This is a genomic window from Fluviicola sp. (assembly GCF_039596395.1).
GTDB lineage: Bacteria > Bacteroidota > Bacteroidia > Flavobacteriales_D > Crocinitomicaceae > Fluviicola.
The window spans coordinates 61,100-80,719 of sequence record NZ_JBCNJT010000003.1 but is presented as its reverse complement, the minus strand read 5'-3'; the positions used below and the strand labels follow the sequence as shown (position 1 = coordinate 80,719).

15 protein-coding genes are annotated in these 19,620 nt (G+C 43.5%); 5 read left to right on the top strand and 10 right to left on the bottom strand.

Features of this window, described 5'->3' with window-relative positions; translation table 11 throughout:
• From ABDW02_RS15555 to bioB, 6 genes are all read right to left on the bottom strand, one after another.
• Nucleotides 1-1,044: an efflux RND transporter periplasmic adaptor subunit gene (locus ABDW02_RS15555; protein WP_343636091.1), complete on the bottom strand. Its 1,044-nt coding sequence runs from the start codon at nt 1,042-1,044 to the stop codon at nt 1-3.
• 14 nt (nt 1,045-1,058) lie between these two features.
• Nucleotides 1,059-2,405 (bottom strand): TolC family protein, encoded by a 1,347-nt coding sequence (locus ABDW02_RS15550; protein WP_343636089.1) that lies wholly within the window; start codon nt 2,403-2,405, stop codon nt 1,059-1,061.
• A 49-nt stretch (nt 2,406-2,454) separates the two neighbouring features.
• On the bottom strand, nt 2,455-3,075 hold the full coding sequence (locus ABDW02_RS15545; RefSeq protein WP_343636087.1) for a TetR/AcrR family transcriptional regulator: 621 nt from the start codon (nt 3,073-3,075) through the stop codon (nt 2,455-2,457).
• Nucleotides 3,076-3,301: 226 nt separating this feature from the next.
• On the bottom strand, nt 3,302-3,943 hold the full coding sequence (locus ABDW02_RS15540; protein ID WP_343636085.1) for a hypothetical protein: 642 nt from the start codon (nt 3,941-3,943) through the stop codon (nt 3,302-3,304).
• 156 nt (nt 3,944-4,099) lie between these two features.
• Complete coding sequence (locus tag ABDW02_RS15535; protein WP_343636083.1) at nt 4,100-5,158, bottom strand: 8-amino-7-oxononanoate synthase; 1,059 nt, start codon at nt 5,156-5,158, stop codon at nt 4,100-4,102.
• A 9-nt stretch (nt 5,159-5,167) separates the two neighbouring features.
• Nucleotides 5,168-6,262, bottom strand: coding sequence for a biotin synthase BioB (bioB, locus tag ABDW02_RS15530; protein ID WP_343636081.1), 1,095 nt, complete (start codon nt 6,260-6,262; stop codon nt 5,168-5,170).
• Nucleotides 6,263-6,375: 113 nt separating this feature from the next.
• Here bioB and ABDW02_RS15525 point away from each other — a divergent pair, with 113 nt between their 5' ends.
• The gene (locus ABDW02_RS15525) at nt 6,376-6,870 is read left to right on the top strand and encodes a GNAT family N-acetyltransferase (RefSeq protein WP_343636079.1); all 495 of its coding nucleotides are present in this window, start codon (nt 6,376-6,378) and stop codon (nt 6,868-6,870) included.
• Nucleotides 6,871-6,969: 99 nt separating this feature from the next.
• Here ABDW02_RS15525 and ispF read toward each other — a convergent pair whose 3' ends face one another.
• The 3 genes from ispF to porU are packed head-to-tail and all read right to left on the bottom strand — an operon-like array spanning nt 6,970 to nt 12,656.
• Nucleotides 6,970-7,446 carry a 2-C-methyl-D-erythritol 2,4-cyclodiphosphate synthase gene (gene ispF, locus ABDW02_RS15520; RefSeq protein ID WP_343636077.1) on the bottom strand — a complete coding sequence of 159 codons (477 nt, stop codon included), beginning with the start codon at nt 7,444-7,446 and terminating at the stop codon, nt 6,970-6,972.
• Nucleotides 7,446-8,711, bottom strand: a complete 1,266-nt coding sequence (gene porV / locus ABDW02_RS15515; protein WP_343636075.1) for a type IX secretion system outer membrane channel protein PorV — start codon at nt 8,709-8,711, stop codon at nt 7,446-7,448. Before porV ends, ispF begins: the two co-directional genes overlap by 1 nt.
• 60 nt (nt 8,712-8,771) lie before the next feature.
• On the bottom strand, nt 8,772-12,656 hold the full coding sequence (porU, locus tag ABDW02_RS15510; RefSeq protein ID WP_343636073.1) for a type IX secretion system sortase PorU: 3,885 nt from the start codon (nt 12,654-12,656) through the stop codon (nt 8,772-8,774).
• 156 nt (nt 12,657-12,812) lie between these two features.
• Between porU and ABDW02_RS15505 the strand changes: the two genes are divergently transcribed.
• The 3 genes from ABDW02_RS15505 to murF all read left to right on the top strand — a co-directional run bounded on the left by ABDW02_RS15505 (nt 12,813) and on the right by murF (nt 17,216).
• Nucleotides 12,813-13,778, top strand: coding sequence for a type IX secretion system membrane protein PorP/SprF (locus tag ABDW02_RS15505; protein ID WP_343636071.1), 966 nt, complete (start codon nt 12,813-12,815; stop codon nt 13,776-13,778).
• Between the two features lie 61 nt (nt 13,779-13,839).
• Entirely contained in the window at nt 13,840-15,873 is a 2,034-nt protein-coding gene (locus ABDW02_RS15500) for an SUMF1/EgtB/PvdO family nonheme iron enzyme (protein WP_343636069.1), read from the top strand.
• A gap of 59 nt (nt 15,874-15,932) precedes the next feature.
• Nucleotides 15,933-17,216, top strand: coding sequence for a UDP-N-acetylmuramoyl-tripeptide--D-alanyl-D-alanine ligase (gene murF, locus ABDW02_RS15495; protein ID WP_343636067.1), 1,284 nt, complete (start codon nt 15,933-15,935; stop codon nt 17,214-17,216).
• A gap of 73 nt (nt 17,217-17,289) precedes the next feature.
• Here the strand turns inward: murF and ABDW02_RS15490 are convergent, their stop codons facing one another.
• Nucleotides 17,290-18,432, bottom strand: coding sequence for an acyl-CoA dehydrogenase (locus tag ABDW02_RS15490; RefSeq protein ID WP_343636065.1), 1,143 nt, complete (start codon nt 18,430-18,432; stop codon nt 17,290-17,292).
• 97 nt (nt 18,433-18,529) lie between these two features.
• Here ABDW02_RS15490 and ABDW02_RS15485 point away from each other — a divergent pair, with 97 nt between their 5' ends.
• Nucleotides 18,530-19,573 (top strand): anhydro-N-acetylmuramic acid kinase, encoded by a 1,044-nt coding sequence (locus ABDW02_RS15485; protein WP_343636063.1) that lies wholly within the window; start codon nt 18,530-18,532, stop codon nt 19,571-19,573.
• Nucleotides 19,574-19,620: the final 47 nt, after the last annotated feature.

The window sequence follows — 19,620 nt, the reverse complement described above, 5'->3', positions numbered from 1 at the left end:
TTACTTGGATGAAATGGTCGAATTCTCGTTCAGGTAAGGCCCGCCGGAAACGATTACGTATTTGTATCCTTCCAGGCCTTCGGAGATTTCCACAACATTCTGGTCGAGGTTCTCAATCTTCACCGGAACTTTCTTCACCGTTTTCTGATCGTTCGAAATAAAGACATACCCATCGTCTGCGTTTCCGTCCAGCAATGCTTCGTAAGGAATTTTCCAGTTCTCGGAAGTTTCGGAAAGTTTGATCGTTGCTTTTCCGAAAACACCGCTTGCCAGTCCTTCCGGCAATTTGCCCTGCAATTCCAGTTCCACGGTAAATGTTCCGCTATACGGGTCTATGCTCTCTGACTTGCGGGAAACTTTTGCTTTCAAAGTCTTGTTTTTAAAAACATCTGCCTGGACCGTTGCTTCGTCCCCGATTTGGATCTGGCTCCACTGCCGGTCACTAACACCTACTTTCAACTTAAAGGAATTGGAACCTGCGCCGTTTGTTTGAAAAACCGGTGTTCCGCTGCTCACCAATTGTCCCTGGTTAGCCATTTTTTTGAGGATAAAACCGTTTGAAACGGCTCTGATCTCCGCGTACTTCATGTTGAATAACGCCGATTGCAATTGTTCCTGTGCAACATCGCAAGCAGTTTGCGCATTTTGCATTTGTTCCAGGGTTGCAAAGCCTTCTTTTTGCAGATTCTTCGCACGTTCCAAATCGCGTTTAGCTTTTTCCAATCCCAGTTTTGCCTGGCTCACGGTAGCTTTTACCAGGGTCAGGTCCAGGGTTGCCAGCAATTGTCCTTTGCGCACTTTATCGCCCTCTTTGACATATAACTTCTGGATAACTCCACCCGAAAGGAAAGACAAATACGTTTCATCGTCTGTGGTGAACTGACCGGAAACATGGATTTCTTCGTAGGAATTCATCGACCGGATAGATTCCAGTTTTACCGGGATGATTTCTGCTTTTGGAATTTCATTGGTTGGCTTTTCTTTCGAGCCGCAGGAAGCAACCAAAAATGAAAGAAACAGCGCCGGAATGACTACATTTTTCATAATCGAATAGTTTTTTAATTGAATTTCAATGGATATGTTGCTGCTGCCCGCTCAAGTTCAGCCAGTGAACTCAAGTAATTTTGATATTGAATGAGGACAAACAATTCAGCATTGGTCACTTGATTGGAGGCATCAATGAATTCCAGCTGATTGGTAAGCCCTTCCCTGTTTGCACCGGAAACCAGCGCAAAGTATTCTTTGGAAGCTTCTAATTGAACTTTAGCCGTTTCCCAATTTTCCTGTGCGTTTAACACATTGCGCAATGCTTGTGTACGCTGCAGTTCCAATTGTTGTGCTACCTGGTCCAATTGCAAGCGTGCATTTTCCAGTTCGTATTTCGTTTGTTTGATCTGTTGCTGATTGCGGGAACCGTTGTAGATGGGAATGGAAGCAGAAACCCCGAACATATAGTAAGCCGATTTTCTGCTCACTTCCCAATTCGTGCCCTGCGAACCCAAATCCAGGAATGCGTTGATTTTCGGTACCCAATAGTTCTTGTTCATTTTCAAAACGGATTCCTGTACTTCGATCGATTGATTGATCAATTGAAGTTCTTCCCGTTCCTGTTTCGTTTCCAATTGCGGGTTTGCCGACAAAGCGTCTTCTAATACAATTTCCGAATCCAATGGTTTGTTGATCAGGAAATTGAAATAGGCCTGTGCATTTTTCAATTGGTTCTTAGCCGTTGAAATTGAAGTGTTCATTTTCATCAACTCGGTTTGAGCTTTTACTAAAGTCACTTTCAAACCTTTTCCCTGTTTGATCAACGCTTCGTTCAAAGCCACATTCTGTTCCAGGATCTTTTCGTTCGACTCATACACTTCTACGGATTTGGAAGCCATGATCACATTGTAGTAAGCCACTTTGATGTTCTTCACCAACTCACGCGCATAAACCTGCATATCCAGGCTGCTTAATTCCACTTTTTGCTCCTGGATGCGTTTGTTGGAAATAATGTCCATGTTCAGCAGGGGAACGGAAGTGCGGATGTAAGTATCGTAGAAGTTATTCGGAAGGAAGTTGATCTGCTCGTTCTTGATTTGCGGAAAAGCATTGGTTCCGGTCATCTGGTTTAAAGTCGTATAAACCGGGTTCAGCATATCTCCCACCGGAAGTTCGGAATAACGCCCGCCCTCTGCGGTTGTATAAGAGGCATTGAAATTCACGGAAGGCAGAAAATTGCTTTTCGCCGTATTCAAGGTCAGAAGCGCTTTTTCCAACTGAACAGAACGCTGTTTAAGCACCAGGTTGGAGTCGAGTCCCTGCCGGACATAATTCTCCAGTGCGGTTTGTGACTGAGCAAGCGTATGAACGAACATACTTGCTAAAATCACAACCAGAAAGCTCATTTTTTGTTTCATAGTAACCATTGTTATTTTACTGAACACTGTTAAGTAGTTATTAAAAAAATTAGCGACCGAACGCGTCGAGCATTCTTAAGAACTCAGCAAAACCCAAATCAACGATTTGTTCGCTCTTTTCTTCATCCAATACCTTGCAGCGGCCACGATCGTATAAATTACACATTCCATGCAGTGTCGACCACAACATGTATGCTCCGGCTTCTACATCCCTGAACGGAAGGTATCCCTGGTCTATACATTGTTGAACAGAGAATTTCAACGCATCAAAAGTGCTTTGTCCTTCCCTCCATACTTCGTGATCTTCGTCCAGTTTGTTCATGGGTGATTTCTGTACGAACATCAGGTCGTAGTAATCCGGATAATCCATTGCAAACTGGATATACACACGTCCCATCGCTTTGATTCGTTCCAGCGGATTTTCCACCATATTGAGCACCTCCATTTTGCTCCCCAGCAGGTTGAATCCTTCCGTATGCAAGGCATACAGGATCGCATCTTTATCCTTGAAATACAAATAAATAGTTGTGGGACTGTATTCAATTTTTTGGGCAATGGAACGAATGGAAGTCTGGTCAAAGCCTTTTTCCAAAAAGACCTCACGAGCAGCTGTGAGGATGCTTTTTTGCAACACTTCTTTTTCCCGTTCCTTACGTTCGTTTATTCCCATTTTGAATCTTGAATGGTACAAATATACTTAACACTGTTAAGTCTGCAAATTTTATTTCAAAAAAATGCAAGAAAATTTTAAAACCACATAGGCGCATAGAACACATAGAAATTATTTAACCTCTATTTTCAAGGCTTTTATCCAAAAACTATGTGAACTATGTTTCTATGTGGTTAATCATATAGGTAGTTAGCCGAGGGGAAGGATTTTTAAATCTTTAATTGCATCATGGAGCAATGTAATAAGCACATAACTTTGAGCGCTTGATGGCGCATAATGACTGAAACGGTCCAATGTATGCCGTTTCGGTACCCGTGCAACCCAATCCGGAAACATAATAGGTGTAAAATCTTACAGAAAGATCTCCGCAACTGTTTACCGGCGTTCCGTCTACCATGGAAACTTCCAGGTAAGTGGTACTCGCCTCCTTGCTCCCGAAAGCGGTATTAACGGTTTGGTTTGCTCCGATGAAATAATCCTGGTTCATGTACCCGTCATTGGAAGCACTCAGCGACATGGGGGCTCCCATATAGGAGTAAGCGATCGTACCATTCGGACTTACTACATATCCGCTGGAATCCCTGTTGTAATATTCTGTAGGTGCATTCCTGTATTTCCCTTTGTAATGCTGAAATACTTCTCCGTGAATCGTCGTATCGCCGACAATACGAATGGTATCTTTCCAACTGACATTCCAGGGTGTTTCATTTCCGGTAGAATCTACGTCGTACCATTCATAAACCCAGTAAGAGCCAACTGTGCTGACATGTGTGTAAGAATTGGCAGCTTGTGGAACAGGATTCAATTTGTCTTTTTTGCAGGACAGGATCAGGAGACTCAGGGTTGTTAAGGCAAGTATCTTTTTCATAAGTGATTTTTTTATTTGCCTTCAAAAACGGTGATCCGATGGTGATATTGTGCGTACAATATTTTTGCACGAGCCTCGTTGCAATTTTTAACAAGCTAAAAATCAATGAGTTTTGTAATGGAAAAAAATTAGCAAATCCTCCAAAAAAAAATTTGGTCAGCCTTTTAAAAATCCAATCAGATGATCTATTTCAGGTTCCGTATTGAATGCATGAATACAAATGCGTAAACGCTGTGAACCGGCTGGAACGGTTGGTGGTAAAATGGCTTTTACTGCAAATCCTGCTTGCTGCAATTGATCCGCTTTTTGTTTACAAACTTCCAGATCTGAGAATTCCAGAACCTGGATCGGAGAGTTAGAGGCGCTTAAAGTAGATTGAATGCTTTGGGTAAAATGAGCGATATTTTTCTGCAGTTTTTCTCTTAAAGCAGGATTCTTACTCTGTTCGATCTGATGTACGATATGCAGATACATGGCTTCCGGAAGAGCCGTTGTGTAAATGAAGGAACGCGCAAAATTGATCAGGAACTGCCTGACTTCTTCCGGGCAGCAAACAGCCGCTCCATGCGCCCCGTAAGCTTTCCCGAAGGTGAATAAACGGATGAAAACGGAATCTGAAATTCCCAGTTCGTTGCACAACCCTTTTCCTTCCTTCCCGAACACGCCTCCGGAATGTGCTTCGTCTACGATCAATAAGGCTTTATATGCGGTGCAGAGGCGATTTATTTCAACCAAAGGCGCTATGTCTCCATCCATGCTGTAAAGCGATTCCACAGCTACAAAAATGGTCCCGGTTGCTTTTTTCAATTTCTTCTCCAGATCTGCCGCATCGTTATGCCTGAACGAAAAGGAATTGGCAAAGCTCAGACGGATCCCGTCGCGGACAGAAGCGTGCACCAATTCATCGTATAGAATGGTGTCGCCTTTTTGCGGAAGGGAAGAAAACAATCCCACGTTTGCATCGTAGCCCGAATTAAAGACAAGGGCTGCTTCGGATTGAAAATGAGCAGCAATCCTGCTTTCCGAATCTTCTATCGTTTTCGAATTTCCCGAAATTAAACGGGAACCGGTGCTTCCGGTTATCTCAATAGTGTGCGCACGTTGTGCCAGGCCCAAATAGTCGTTCGACCAAAAATCAGCGTGGTTATCAAACGACAAAAGGGAGCGTAAACTCCCCTTCTCTATTCTATCCTGTAAATGGTGTTGAAACTTCAAACCTGCGATTTAAGAAACAGTCACTTTGCGCGGAACAAATCCGGCTGATGCGATTTTTGCCTCCGCCAATTCTTTTGCACGCTGCGCTTCTTTTTCTTTTCTTGCTTCGATGATCGGATCTGGTTTCGAAACCGGCTGTTCACCATCGGCGAATGCTTCTTTCGGGATCAATCCCAAAATTTCGAACATCTCTTTGTCTTCGTTAAACTCCGGATTCGGAGTGGTCAATAACTTATCTCCTGCGAAAATAGATCCCGCTCCTGCCATGAAGCATAAAGCCTGACCTTCCATCGTCATTTTTGTTCTTCCTGCGGATAAACGCACAACTGCTTCCGGGAATGCGATACGCGTAGTTGCCACCATGCGGATCATTTCCCATTGTTCGATTGGTTTTTGGTCTTCCAACGGCGTTCCTTCTACTGCAACCAGGGCATTGATCGGAATAGACTCCGGTGGATTTTCCATTTCCATGTAGCTCATCAATAAACCTACACGGTCTTCAACAGCTTCTCCCATCCCGATAATTCCCCCGGAACAAACCGTCAAACCGGCTTTTTTCGCATTGTCGATCGTATTCAAACGATCTTCGTATTCACGGGTAGAAATCACGTCTCCGTAAAACTCTTTGGAAGAATCCAGGTTGTGATTGTATGCAAACAAACCGGCATTTTTCAAACGTTTAGCCTGGTCTTCGTTCATCATTCCAAGCGTTGCACAAACTTCCATTCCCAGTCCGTTTACTGCTGCAACCATTTCAATTACATTGTCGAAATCCTTGTTATCACGCACTTCTCTCCATGCTGCTCCCATACACAAACGGGAAGAACCGTTTGCCTGTGCATTTTTTGCCTGCTCGATCACCGATTCAACTGTCATTAACTTGTGAGCTTCTACATTGGTATGATAACGTGCAGCCTGCGGACAATATCCGCAATCTTCCGGGCATCCTCCTGTTTTAATACTCAACAGGGAAGACATCTGTACTTCTCTCGGGTTATGGTATTGACGGTGGATGGTTGCTGCTTCAAAAACAAGTTCCAACAAAGGCTTGTTGTACAATTCCAATAAACTTTCTTTCGTGTTGTATGCGGGGTTTACTTTCATGTCTGAATTCTTATGAAGAACAAATATACAAAGTCTCCCGAAGGTGACGTCTACTTGTGTTTTGAAATTATGAACAGGGAAAGAATTATATTTAGCGGTAAGAATTTTCAGTGATGAACCAGCAAACAGCAAACATAAGAACGTACCGGGATTCCGACAAAGACTCCTGCATGGAAATCTTCCGGACAAATGTTCCGAAATATTTTACCCTGGAGGAAGTGGATGAATTTGAGCGCTTTTTAACGAAGCTCGGAGATCCGGAAGCGACGGATAATCCACCTTATTATGTGCTGGAACTGGAAAATAAACCCATTGGCTGCGGAGGGATCGGTGAAAAGAAAGGAATCGATGGGGTTGATTCCATTACCTTCGTTTGGGGAATGGTACGCCGTAATTACCATAAAAAAGGATTCGGCGAACAATTGCTCCGTTTTCGATTGAAAGAGATCGACCGCTTATTTCCCGGCAGGAAAGTCATCCTGGACACCACCCAGTTTTCGTATTCGTTTTTTGAAAAGTATGGATTCCGGACGGTGAAAATAACTGAGAATTCCTATGGAGAAGGCATGCACCGGTATGATATGGTCTTAGATGGTTCAAAAAGTTAAAACTGTTCAAAGAGTTCCAAAGGTTTAAAAAGTTCAATTTGAACATTTGAACATTTGAACATTTGAACATTTGAACTTTTGAACTTTTGAACTTTTGAACTATTTCGTCACCAAACAAACGGCATAAGCTTTCACGGCTTCCCCGGCACCGAATGAATCTACTTTTTCATGCGTGGTTGCCTTGATGGAAACACGATCAGTTTCCACTTCCAACAGCTTGGCCAGAATGGCTTGCATTTCAGGAATGTGCGGATTCACTTTCGGTTTTTCCAAAATCACGGTTGTGTCGATATTGACCACTGAAAACTGCTTTTCTTTGATCAGGCCCATGACATTCTTCAGTAAAATTTTGGAATCGATTCCTTTGTATTGCGGGTCGGTATCTGAAAAATGGAACCCGATATCACGCAGGTTCAAAGCACCCAATAAAGCATCGCAAATAGCATGAATGAGCACATCCGCATCTGAATGCCCAACGGCACCAAACGAAGAAGGGAGCTTTAAACCTCCCAACCAAAATTCGCGGCCTTCTTCCAGGCGATGAACATCAACTCCGAAACCTATCCGAATATCCATTATTCAGGTTTAGCCTCTGTTTTATCTGCTTTGTCACCCAATGTGAAGCGAAGCGTGAAACGCATCGTGTTTGCCAATGGGTTGTTTCTTTTCATTGCTGCCAGGTATGAGAAGTCAAAACTGAAGATGTTGTACTTGAATCCGACACCCATCGTAAAGAACTGACGACCTCCTTTTGAAATGTTTTCGTAGAAATAACCTCCACGTACAGCGAAGATGTTGTTGTACCAATATTCCAATCCGGAACCGATCATGATTTCACGCATTTCTTCTCCGAACTTGGATCCTTTTTTCACCTGGTAAGTTCCGTCACCGTTATCAATCGGATCTCCGTTGTCGTCTTTCAAAACTCTTCCCGGTGCATCGTAAAAGGACTGAATCATCCCCGCAATTACACCTACATCGTTGTTTTTACCTGAGATCAGTGTTTGTTCTCCGTTGATAGTTGCGTAAACCGGTGGAGTCGGAACCAATAATTTGGATACGTCCACACTTACTGTCAAACTGTTGTATTTATCGATCTTAGCTGTATAGGCGTTCCCGATTCTTAAAGCCGTAGGCAAGAAATCTCTTCGTGCATTTGCAGAGTAAGCAACCTTATTACCTACGTTTGCGATCACTACTCCCAGGGAATAAACTCCCGGCACTTTAAACCAATCGATATCTTCCGTTCTGTAGGCATAAGAGATATCCGCGATACCTGCAATTGCAGCCTTGGTTTCCGTTCCTGCAGTTACCAAACCACCTGTCAGGTTCGAGTATGCAAACTTTCCGTTTACACCGATACTGTGTTTTTCGGCAAGCTTAAATGCATACGACAAAGTCAATTCGAACTCATTCGGTTTAAATTCACGAATGTAATTTCCTGCCTGGTCTGTAAATGTAATTTCACCCAAGCTGAAGTAACGCAAAGCACCTCCGATTACGTGTCTTTCTCCTACTCTGGCATAACCAGAAAGGTAAGAAAGGTGCATGTCATTGGTCAACTGTCTCAACCACGGAGTATAGCTCACACCGATTTCCGATTTTGATTCGGCAAAATTAAGCATGGCTGTATTCCACATCGTAGAGGACGAATTCGGACTTAAAGCTGTTCCTGCATCACCCATTGCCCCGGATCGTGAATCAGGATTGATTCCCAGGAAAGGCAAGGCCGTTGTGATTGTGTTCAACTGGATATCATTTTGAGTAACTCCTTGTCCTCCTTGAGAGAACGAGAAAAAACCAACAAAAAGATTAATTACTAGTAATTTATGTGATAACATGAATGCTTTTCAGTTTTAATTGTGACAAAAATACGCAAAACTAGGACTTTTATTGTGCAACTATCTTAAAAGAACCAATTTTTCCATTTTTTGAGCCTTCTTTCCATCCGGCATGGTGACTTTTAATTGATATACGTAAACTCCTTTTGCCAGCTGATCGCCGAAATCGTCTTTTCCATCCCAGGAAATTCCTTCCACACGGAATCCGTTGGTTGGAACCAGCTGATTGATCGTTTTCACCAAACGGCCAGAAACCGTATAGATATTGATCTGGGTTTCCAGAGAAGCACAGGATTGATTGTGCTCATACATAAACATCGTATGGGTTGTAAACGGATTCGGGTAATTCAGTACGTGGTCCAGTTGCACATCCTGGTCTTCCGTTACCGTGAAATCCAGGCGAACGGTGCTTGAGTTGTTGTTAACGTCCCAAACCTTTACGTCCAGTGTGTGCGAACCAACCGACAGGTTTCGCATCGTATACTGCAGCTTTCCGTTCTGGTAACTGTCCAGGTTTGATTTGTAGTACTCGTTCAATACGATCGGGCTGCCGGTATTTCCGTCCAGAACAGCTGTAATATCGTGACCGATCCCGTTTCCTACCGTGTTGATCCCGAATTCATCGTAAGCCTCAACAACCAGCAACGGATTGGCACTTGAAATACTTCCGTTCACGAAAGAATCGTCGTTCAAATAGATTTTCAGTTCCGGGCCCACATTATCCACCGGCGGATTCGGGTTGATGCCACCCACAATAAATGTAGTGTCCCAACCGTCTGCATCGACTACTTTATCATCCGCGTAATAACTGATCTTCCCTCTTCCGTAATTGAAGTCGATATCCTTAGGCACAATGAACTCAAACTTAAAATCTCCGTTTGTAACGGTTGCTCGTCCTTTGTACAATGCGTTCTTTTGTGTTGTAAATGTGATGATCGGCGAACCGTCCGGATTGGATGGAGTTATCGGATCATTGGCAAGTGTCTGAACTTTTTTCGGCTTATCGAAAATGGTCGGAGCTAAAATCCCGTTGAAGGCTGTCAGTTTATTTCCACCGTAATCTTCCAAATGTCCTACGACATGCATTTTCGTCAGTGCACGAACTGTGTCGGCTCCGTTTGAAACAGAGACGTGATTGATCGAATCCGTCACGATTCGCCATTTCGGAAGGCAGATTTTCAAGGCCGGATCCCCGATCAGGTTGAAACATCTTCTGTTATCCTGTCCTCCGGAAGTATTTTTCGTGCGGCGCATGATCTCACCGAATGTCAGTGCATCGAAATTGGCGTCGCGCTCCAACACGTGTGAGAAAAAGCTTGCCACCACTACGGTATTGATTGAAATGTAAACCGATCTGGTAGTTGTCATCAATGCGATACACCCTCCTTTCGGGTTCAGGGAAATCAATTCCCCGATAGACTCTCTCGAAGGATCATCGAATTTCGTAAACTCACAGGTTGAAGTCACGAATAAGCCCATACGGTTCAGGTTTGTCCAGGAATTTGCCTGCGGAATGGTAATAATCCGTTCTTCTGCTGCACCGACTTCTCCTCCGTGGCCAATATAATTAGTAATCAAACTTCCTCTTTCAACACGGTCCGTAATGGCATTCAGCACATCCGGATAACGGTGTCCGCCCGTTGTAGAAACCTGTGTATATGCATCCGAATAGATCTTCTCGCAATTCATTTCATTGGATTCCGACTGAACTTGCTGGAACGCCGGTTCTGCATCCGTGGTAACAAATGTTCCGCTTTCCTCATCATCCGTAATATTCGTATAAACTTGTCTCCAGTCTCCGAACATATTTGCCGCCTCCCCGATACAACAACTGTTCGGATCATTGGAAACAATCGGTGAATTGATCCCGTTTTTCATGTAATGCTCGATCTTGTCGACCTGCGTCTGTGCATGTGTGGCATTGGAAATCAACAAACGTCCCACACCAAGATCCATCAAATCCGTACCGCTGATAGACTCATTGTTGTCCATAAATCCGAAATAATCGTCTGTTACCAAAGCAGAAATGTGATTTTCGGAATTCAGGTATTCATAAGTCGGGATCATATAGTTATTTCCTGCCACGCGGTTTTTCGGATCATATGTTACATCGCCGAACAAGCACAGGTATTTTGGCTGCAAAGCCGCGTTCCCTCCTGCACGTTCGTAAAACATTTTCACAAACCGGCGGATGGCTGTTGCATCCTGATTCCCGGAAGAAAACTCATTGTAAACAGTTTCTACATCTACCACAAGCGTTGACAAACCATTTGCCTGGTGCAAATCTCCCAGACGATTCGCCTGGTTCATAAATTGTTTCGGGCTTACAATGATGTAATCAAACTGGCCCAGAGCATGTAAATCCTGGTTATCCACCTGCTTGATAAACGTTGGTTGGGAATAACTGTTTTCATTAAAAACCAAAAATTCTCTCAAAGTATCCGTAGCTTGTTTGAATGAAAAAATATTTCCGGCCAGCGTTCCTTCAATCAATCGGGGATTTGTTTTTGAAGTCACATCCCACACTTTATGTGCAGCATTCACCCCGGAAACAGTGAACAGGCTCACATTTCCGACACCCACGGAATTCAAATCCCGGAAGAGCATCGAATTTCCGAAAAACACCAGGCTTCTTCTTCCCACCAGCTGGATATAATCCAGATATGCTCTTACGGATGCATTCACCCGGTTCAACGTGAGAACGAGTTCCGGAGAGGAAGAAGCATTGAATGTAAAACTTCCCGGCGTACGCATATAATCCGAACCGGCAGAATACAGAGGCAGGTTGTCGACCTGTGAACCGTTGTAAGTTACCTGGAAGCTGTTTCCTCCCGAACTCGCATTGGATGCCGTTGCATAAGTCACCTGAACAGGCGTTGCTCCATCCAGATTCGGGATATTGAACTTAAAGGACTGCGTGAGGTTTGCATCGAATTGCTCTCCGTACCAGCGCTGACCTCCCTGAACCAGGTTCACCAGTTCATTCTCGTGAATATCATAAAACGTATAGGAGTTAACGGTCTGTGTGGAAGGAAGAGGTGATTGCGGCAGGTTTTGAATGCGAAGCGGAGCATCTGCTGCATCAATGTGAATGAAATAAGTATTTACCGCGCTGTAAATATGCATTTTGCGGTCGTAATTCGTTCCCGAGCCGCGATCCCAGCGATTGGGTCCTGCGCCGAAGAACACAAAATATTCGTCATCCGCAAAAGCAGTATCGGTATTTCCCACAAACTGGATGGAATTCTTTTTCAAATCGTCGCGGTACGGGTCACTATTCAGTTCGGAAAGGATCCCGTCTGCATTTCCGTATAAGTTGACGGTATTCGGATCGAGGTTATCCACGTCCACTCCCATGCTTTTGAAAAATGCTTTATCCAATTGGTAAATCCCGTCATTCGGAACGGAAATTTTGTACCAGAGCCCACTGTTAAGTACCGAATTGGATGCATAACTTTTCAAATAATTTGAATTCGAAACGGGTCCGGCAGCAATTGTTCGCAATTTATAGGCGGTAATTTTCTGATATCCGGAAGCTGTTTTGATATAGGGAATACATTTGGAGAACAGGAATTGTTCGTTTCGTGCCCGGGAAACCTTTGCTTCGATCTGTGCAGATACCGGAACAAGGTCTTTGATGGTATTCAGGTAATTGGTCTCGTAAGAGCTCACTGCTTCGGTTTGAATATCCAGCACAAGTACCTGGTAATTACCGGATTTAAACTTTTGCTGAAAGGAGTGCATCGGAAGTTGGTTTTCAAAATCCCCTCCGGAAATGAACGGAACCATCATTTGAACACCATTAATCATCAATTCTTTCGGTTGCTGCCATTGGATTTCCACAGGAACATCCTGAGCGACAGATGAATGACCAAGTAAAAGTAAAATAAGGAGTTTGTAATAATTGTTAAAAATGTAACTTGCTTGTGTTTTGTCGTTTTTCATAGCACAAAATTCGAAAACTAGATGAATGTTCAATCAAACGTATGAATTCTTTTTTTATTTTTGTGTTTCGGCGATTTAGTTGTAACCATTGTATTTTTTTTTCGTAACATTGGCGAACCAATGCTACAATTAGCTTGAAAAAATATTCTTAACCGAATGAGAAATATTAAACTATTAGCGTTTGTTGGATGCTTTTTTGGCGCGTGCCAGTTGTATGCGCAAGATCCAACTTTTACGCAGTTTTACGCGAACCCTTTGTACCTGAACCCTGCTTTTGCCGGATCTCATGGATGTGCTCGTTTTGCGATGAATTATCGGAACGAATGGCCCAGTCTTTCTGGGAACTATGTGACTTACAGCGCATCCTATGACCAGTACTTCAAAAACATTTCAGGAGGGATCGGAGTCCTGGCTACTCATGACATGCAAGGTCAGGGTACGATTAACACATCTATGTTAGGCTTGATTTACTCTTACCACTTAAAGGTAAATCGAAAATTCGCCATGCTTTTCGGAGCCCGCGCTGCCTGGTACCAAAAATTCCTGGATTGGGATAAACTGACTTTCGGGGATATGATCGACCCGCGAAGAGGATTCATTTACCAGACAGGAGATTTAAAACGTGGAGGTTCAAGAGGGTTCTTTGATGCTTCCGCAGGTTTCGTAGGATATTCAAAACATTTCTTCTTCGGAGGAGCGGTTCACCACTTAAACATGCCGAATGAGTCCGTAATCATTGGTAACTCACCGATGCCTATGCGCTTCACAGGACACATGGGAGCTGAAATTCCATTGGGAGGAAAATCAAAATACAACAACACAACCTCCATTATGCCCAACATCATATACCAGTACCAGCAAGGTTTCCAGGAAATCAACATCGGTACGTATATCAAGTATGGTGCATTCAATGCGGGAGCATGGTTCAGAAACAGAGACGCGTTCATCCTTACGATCGGTGTAACAACTCCTTCTTTCAAGATCGGCTACAGCTATGACGTTACCGTTTCACGATTAAACAATGGCGTTTCAGGTGGTTCGCACGAAGTTTCATTAGGAATCTATACCAAGTGTAAAGGTCCGGTGAAAACATTCAAAACAATCTCTTGTCCGTCATTCTAAATATTTTTTGTAACCTTTTGTTGATAATCCGTTTATAAACTTAACTTTGGTGTCCCAAAAAATGAAAAAACAAACCAAGCATATGAAAATGTTGCGTTTATTTATCTTAGCGGTTGCAGGTGTTGCAATAGCTTCGTGTAGTCGAGATTCCTCCTCATCAACAGGATGGGACTACAACAATGTACAACATGGAGGCTTTCAAAAAGTTCCGTTTGTAGATCAGGAAACTGGTCCCGGATTAATCCTCGTTGAAGGTGGTACATTTACGATGGGTATGGTTGAACAAGATGTTATGTTCGACTATAACAACCGTCCTGCCCGTGTTACCGTTTCTTCCTTCTACATGGATCAGACAGAAGTAACAAATTTCCACTGGCTGGAATATTTGTACTGGATTAAAAGATCTTACGAGAAGTACAACATGGTGTACCGCAACGCTTTGCCGGATACACTTGCATGGAGAAGCCCTCTGGCATTCATGGATAAGTATGTAGATTACTACTTACGTCACCCTGCCTACAGAGATTACCCGGTAGTTGGTGTTTCCTGGTTGCAGGCAACAGACTTCTGTAAATGGCGTACAGACCGTGTGAATGAGTATATTTTGATCCGCGAAGGAGTTCTTGGATGGGATATCGATGCAGCAGATGCGGAAACATTCAACACGGATGCTTATTTGGTAGGTCAGTTTGAGCAGGACGAAGAGCTTGGAGGAAGAAAATTAAAAGATACAGATCCAACTCACAGAGATGGTAAAAAATTAGGCGAGCGTATCGTACGTTTGGAAGATGGAATCCTTCTTCCGAGATACCGTCTCCCAACTGAAGCTGAATGGGAATATGCAGCAATCGGATTGATCGGGAACCTTTCAGAAGGTACTGAAGTAATCACAGAGCGTCGTCAATACCCTTGGAACGGTCACTTCGTTCGTCAGGACAATAAAGAATTCACAGGTGCTATCCGAGCTAACTTCGTAAGAGGAAAAGGGGATTACATGGGGGTTGCAGGTCGTTTGAACGATGGGGCTGACGTAACTGCTCCGGTTGAATCTTTCTGGCCGAATGACTATGGTTTATACCACATGGCCGGTAACGTTTCAGAGTGGGTAATGGATGTTTACCGTCCGTTGTCTTCGGAAGATTTCGATGAGTTCCGTCCTTTCCGTGGAAACGTATTCCAAACGAAAGTATTGAACAACGATGGAGCGGTTGAGCAAAAAGATCAGCAGGTAATGTATGATGTTCACGGTATGAAAGAATACCTGAATGCATTCGAACGTGTACGTTACCAGCGTGTATCTGCAGCAAACCACGATCCGAACGATTCTATCATCCCTGGAGGTACGCAAATGCACAACAAAGCTGAATACCGTACAAAACGCGGAGCAGCTCCTGATCCATACTACGTTTCTCACGGAAAGAAAAAGGATTCAATCGAATTAGCTTTGATCGCAGAAATCAATGCGGTCTTAGACAGAGCGATCCAGGATAAGAACGAGAAATACGATATCGAAGCTTCTTCTATCGTTCAGGATGAGATCTTTGAAGGAATCTTCGCTGAAAGAACAAGACAAGGTAGAGATGAAGAATATTCATTCGAAATCATCCCGATGTTGCGTGAAGGATTCAACCAGTTCATTATCGGTACTCCGGGTAAACTGAAGTACAGAAATGTAACGGAAGAAGAAAATATCGGACGTTTGAACTACCGTAAAGATGACTACATCGATTATTTGGACGGTGATATCGAAAGCTCTATTTACTACGACAACGATGATCGCAAAAACGGTATCAACGAAGCAACTCGTGATCCGCACCTGATCATGTACCAGAACGAATACGAGACTTACGATTTGAATGGTACGCCAATCAAACCGGAAGACAGAACTTCCTGGCCAACAACTTTGATCTCTGATAAATCAAGAGTTTACAAAGGTGGTTCCTGGAGAGATCGTGCATACTGGTTGAACGCAGGATCAAGAAGATTCCTTGACGAAGCTCAGTCAACTTGTACTATCGGATTCCGTTGTGCGATGGATCGTGTAGGAAGCCCGGTTGGTCACAACTACGGTAAAAAGAAACAAAAGAAAAAATAATAGTTATTGATTATCAGAAACCCTGGCTTCCAAAAGAACGTCAGGGTTTTTTATGCATTATGGAAACACTTTATACCTTATTTAAATCCAGTACCGGTGTAGAAACCGACACACGTAAAATCCAAAAAGGGTGTTTGTTCTTTTGTTTGAAAGGAGCCAATTTCGACGGGAACACCTTTGCAGAAGAAGCTATCAGGCTTGGAGCAATTGCAGCAGTAGTTGATAATCCGGAATACCACACAGAAGGAAAAACGGTCCTGGTAGACGATGTCCTGCTCGCCCTTCAAAACCTGGCAAGACATCACAGGAACCAATTTCAGATCCCTGTAATCGGAATTACCGGAAGCAATGGAAAAACAACTTCCAAAGAGCTTATATCAACTGTTTTGGCAACCCAATACCGCGTTCATTTTACGCAGGGAAATTTCAACAATCACATTGGAGTGCCCTTAACGCTTTTACAGCTCAATGAAACGCACGAGATCGCTGTTATCGAAATGGGAGCAAATAAACCCGGGGATATCAAAGAACTGGTGGAAATTGCCTTGCCTACCCATGGGATTATTACCAATATCGGAAGAGCTCACCTCGAAGGATTCAAATCTCTGGAGGGCGTTATCAAAACCAAAACGGAATTATTCGATTTCCTGGCTCAAACGAAAGGACATCTTTTTGCAAATAAACAAGACGAAACAATTACCGGAAAACTTCCGGCTACAACACAGAACCATTTCTACAACGATGATTCGGAATTGGGAGGCTCACTACTGAGATTGACTCCTTTGGTGGAAATGGAATGGTTCGAACCGGATTATAAAAGTCCGGCTATTCAAACCAACCTGGTTGGAGAATACAATTTCATCAACTTCCTGGCAGCAATCCGGATCGGCCGGTTCTTCGGGATCAGCCCTGAAAACTGCAACCAGGCGATTTCCGGGTACGAACCTACCAACAACCGTTCTCAGGTGACTAAAACGGATAAAAACACCTTGATCGTAGATTGTTACAATGCCAATCCGACCAGCATGCGCTCTGCCCTATCCAGCTTTGCGAAAATCGACAACCATGCGAAGATCTTCATATTGGGCGATATGCGCGAAATGGGTGCCGATGCTCCGATGGTTCACGAAGAAGTGATTCAGCAAACCATCGACCTGCGCCTGAGCGGATTTTTTATCGGAGAAGAATTTTTGAAGTTCAAGGGTATGCATCCGAATGCCATCTTTTTGAAATCAACGGATCCGTTGATCGAACATTTCACACAAAACCCACCTTCAGACCTGTTGATTCTTTTAAAAGGATCGAGAGGAATTTCTCTGGAGAAGGTGATACCATATTTGTAAATCAACCATTAAAATAATTGGCACAAAAAAAGGGCGGAGAATTTCCGCCCTTTTGATTTCTTATGATTGATTATTAATCAGCCAAAATATTTCTTGAAATAACGATCTTTTGTACTTCAGAAGTTCCTTCGTAAATCTGAGTAATCTTCGCATCACGCATCAAACGCTCAACGTGGTACTCTTTTACGTATCCGTAACCTCCGTGGATCTGAACAGCCTCAACTGTTTGTTCCATTGCTACTTTGGAAGCATATAATTTCGCCATTGCAGAAGACTGGTCAAAGTTTCTTCCTGCATCTTTATCAGCAGCAGCGCGGTAAACCAACAAACGTGCAGCTTCAATTTCCGTAGCCATGTCAGCGATCTTAAATGCAATTGCCTGGTGTTTGTAGATCTCTTTTCCGAACGCTTTACGTTCTTTGGAATAAGCAGAAGCCAATTCAAATGCTCCGGCAGCAATTCCCAAAGCCTGGGCAGCAATCCCGATACGACCTCCGGAAAGTGTTTTCATCGCGAATTTGAAACCGAATCCATCCTCACCGATACGGTTTGCTTTCGGAACTTTTACGTCGTTGAACAACAAAGTATGCGTATCACTTCCGCGGATTCCCAATTTATCTTCTTTCGCTCCGACGATGAAACCTTCCATCCCTCTTTCCACGATCAGGGCATTGATCCCTCTGTGACCCAATTCAGGATTCGTTTGAGCAATTACGATGTAAGTAGAAGCCGTTGAACCGTTCGTGATCCAGTTTTTCGTTCCGTTTAACAGGTAATAATCTCCCATATCAACAGCTGTTGTACGCTGAGATGTAGCATCAGAACCAGCTTCAGGCTCAGACAAACAAAATGCTCCGATTTTCTCTCCTTTTGCAAGTGGAACCAGGAATTTCTCCTTTTGCTCTTCGTTACCGAATTTTTCCAATCCCCAACAAACCAGGGAATTGTTTACTGACATACAAACTGAAGTGGATGCATCTACTTTGGAAATTTCTTCCATTGCCAACACGTAGGACATGGTGTCCATACCTCCACCTCCATATTTCGGATCAACCATCATTCCTAAGAATCCTAGTTCACCAAGTTGTTTCATTTCTTCAACGGGAAATTTCTGATCTCTGTCACGATCTATTACCCCAGGTTTTAAAACGTTTTGAGCGAAATCACGCGCAGCTTCTTTTACTGCTTTTTGTTCTTCTGTCAATTCGAAATTCATCTGTATCGCAGTTTATTTTATATTTGTTCAGGAGACAAATGTACCGATAAAAACTTAATTTTCGTCTTTTATGAATTCATTCAAAATAATCGGCTTAATGTCAGGCACTTCACTGGATGGAGTCGATGTCACTTACGCAACATATACGAAGGTTTCTGACAAGAATTGGGAGTTTACAATCCATGCATCTCACACTTTTCAATTCCCGGAAATCCTGCTTTCCAGCTTGCACGAAGCCAGTAAGTTATCGGGTTCTCAATTGATGACCCTGGACCACGATTTGGGAATTTTCTTCTCTTCCTGCATCAACCAGTTCCTGTCGGAAAATAACATCCCAAAGGAAGAAGTGGACGCAATTGCTTCGCACGGACAAACGATTTTCCACCAGCCGTTACGCGGGTTTACCACACAAATCGGTAATCCGGCAGTAATTGCCGTGAAAACCGGGATCCGGACAATCGGGGATTTCCGGACAAAAGACGTGCTTTACGGCGGACAGGGAGCTCCTTTGGTACCAATCGGCGATCAGTACTTATTCGGATCAAAGGCAGACGGATTTATCAATATCGGCGGATTTGCCAACATCAGCTTTGAGGAAAAAGGAATTGTACAGGCTTACGATATTTGCCCGGCCAATCTTCCGATGAATAAACTGGCACGTTCCAAAAACCTGGAATACGATAAAAACGGGGATCTGGCCCGCGCAGGTGAATTGAACTATTTCCTGCTGGATTTATTGAACAGCCTGGAATATTACAAAGAAGAAGGACCGAAATCCTTGGGTACGGAATGGCTGGAGCAACACTTCTACCCGCTTCTCAAATTCGACAAGGACATTGAAAATAACCTGGCGACGGTTGTTGAACACATCGCGATCCAAATCGGGGAGATTTGTACCCAAAAAGAACTTAAGCGCGTCATGATTACCGGCGGAGGTGCAAAAAATACTTTTTTAATCGAACGACTGAAACGTTATTATACTGGTGAGATCATTCCGGTTGACCGTGAACTGATTGATTATAAGGAAGCTTTGATTTTCGGCCTGTTGGGAGCACTCAATCTGAACCAGGAACCGAATTGTATTTCCAGCGTTACCGGGGCATCCAAAAATGTGATCGGCGGGGTTCATCATTTGCCTTAGGATTCGGGTTACACGCAAATAATACCGGATAATTCAGCTGTTTTCTC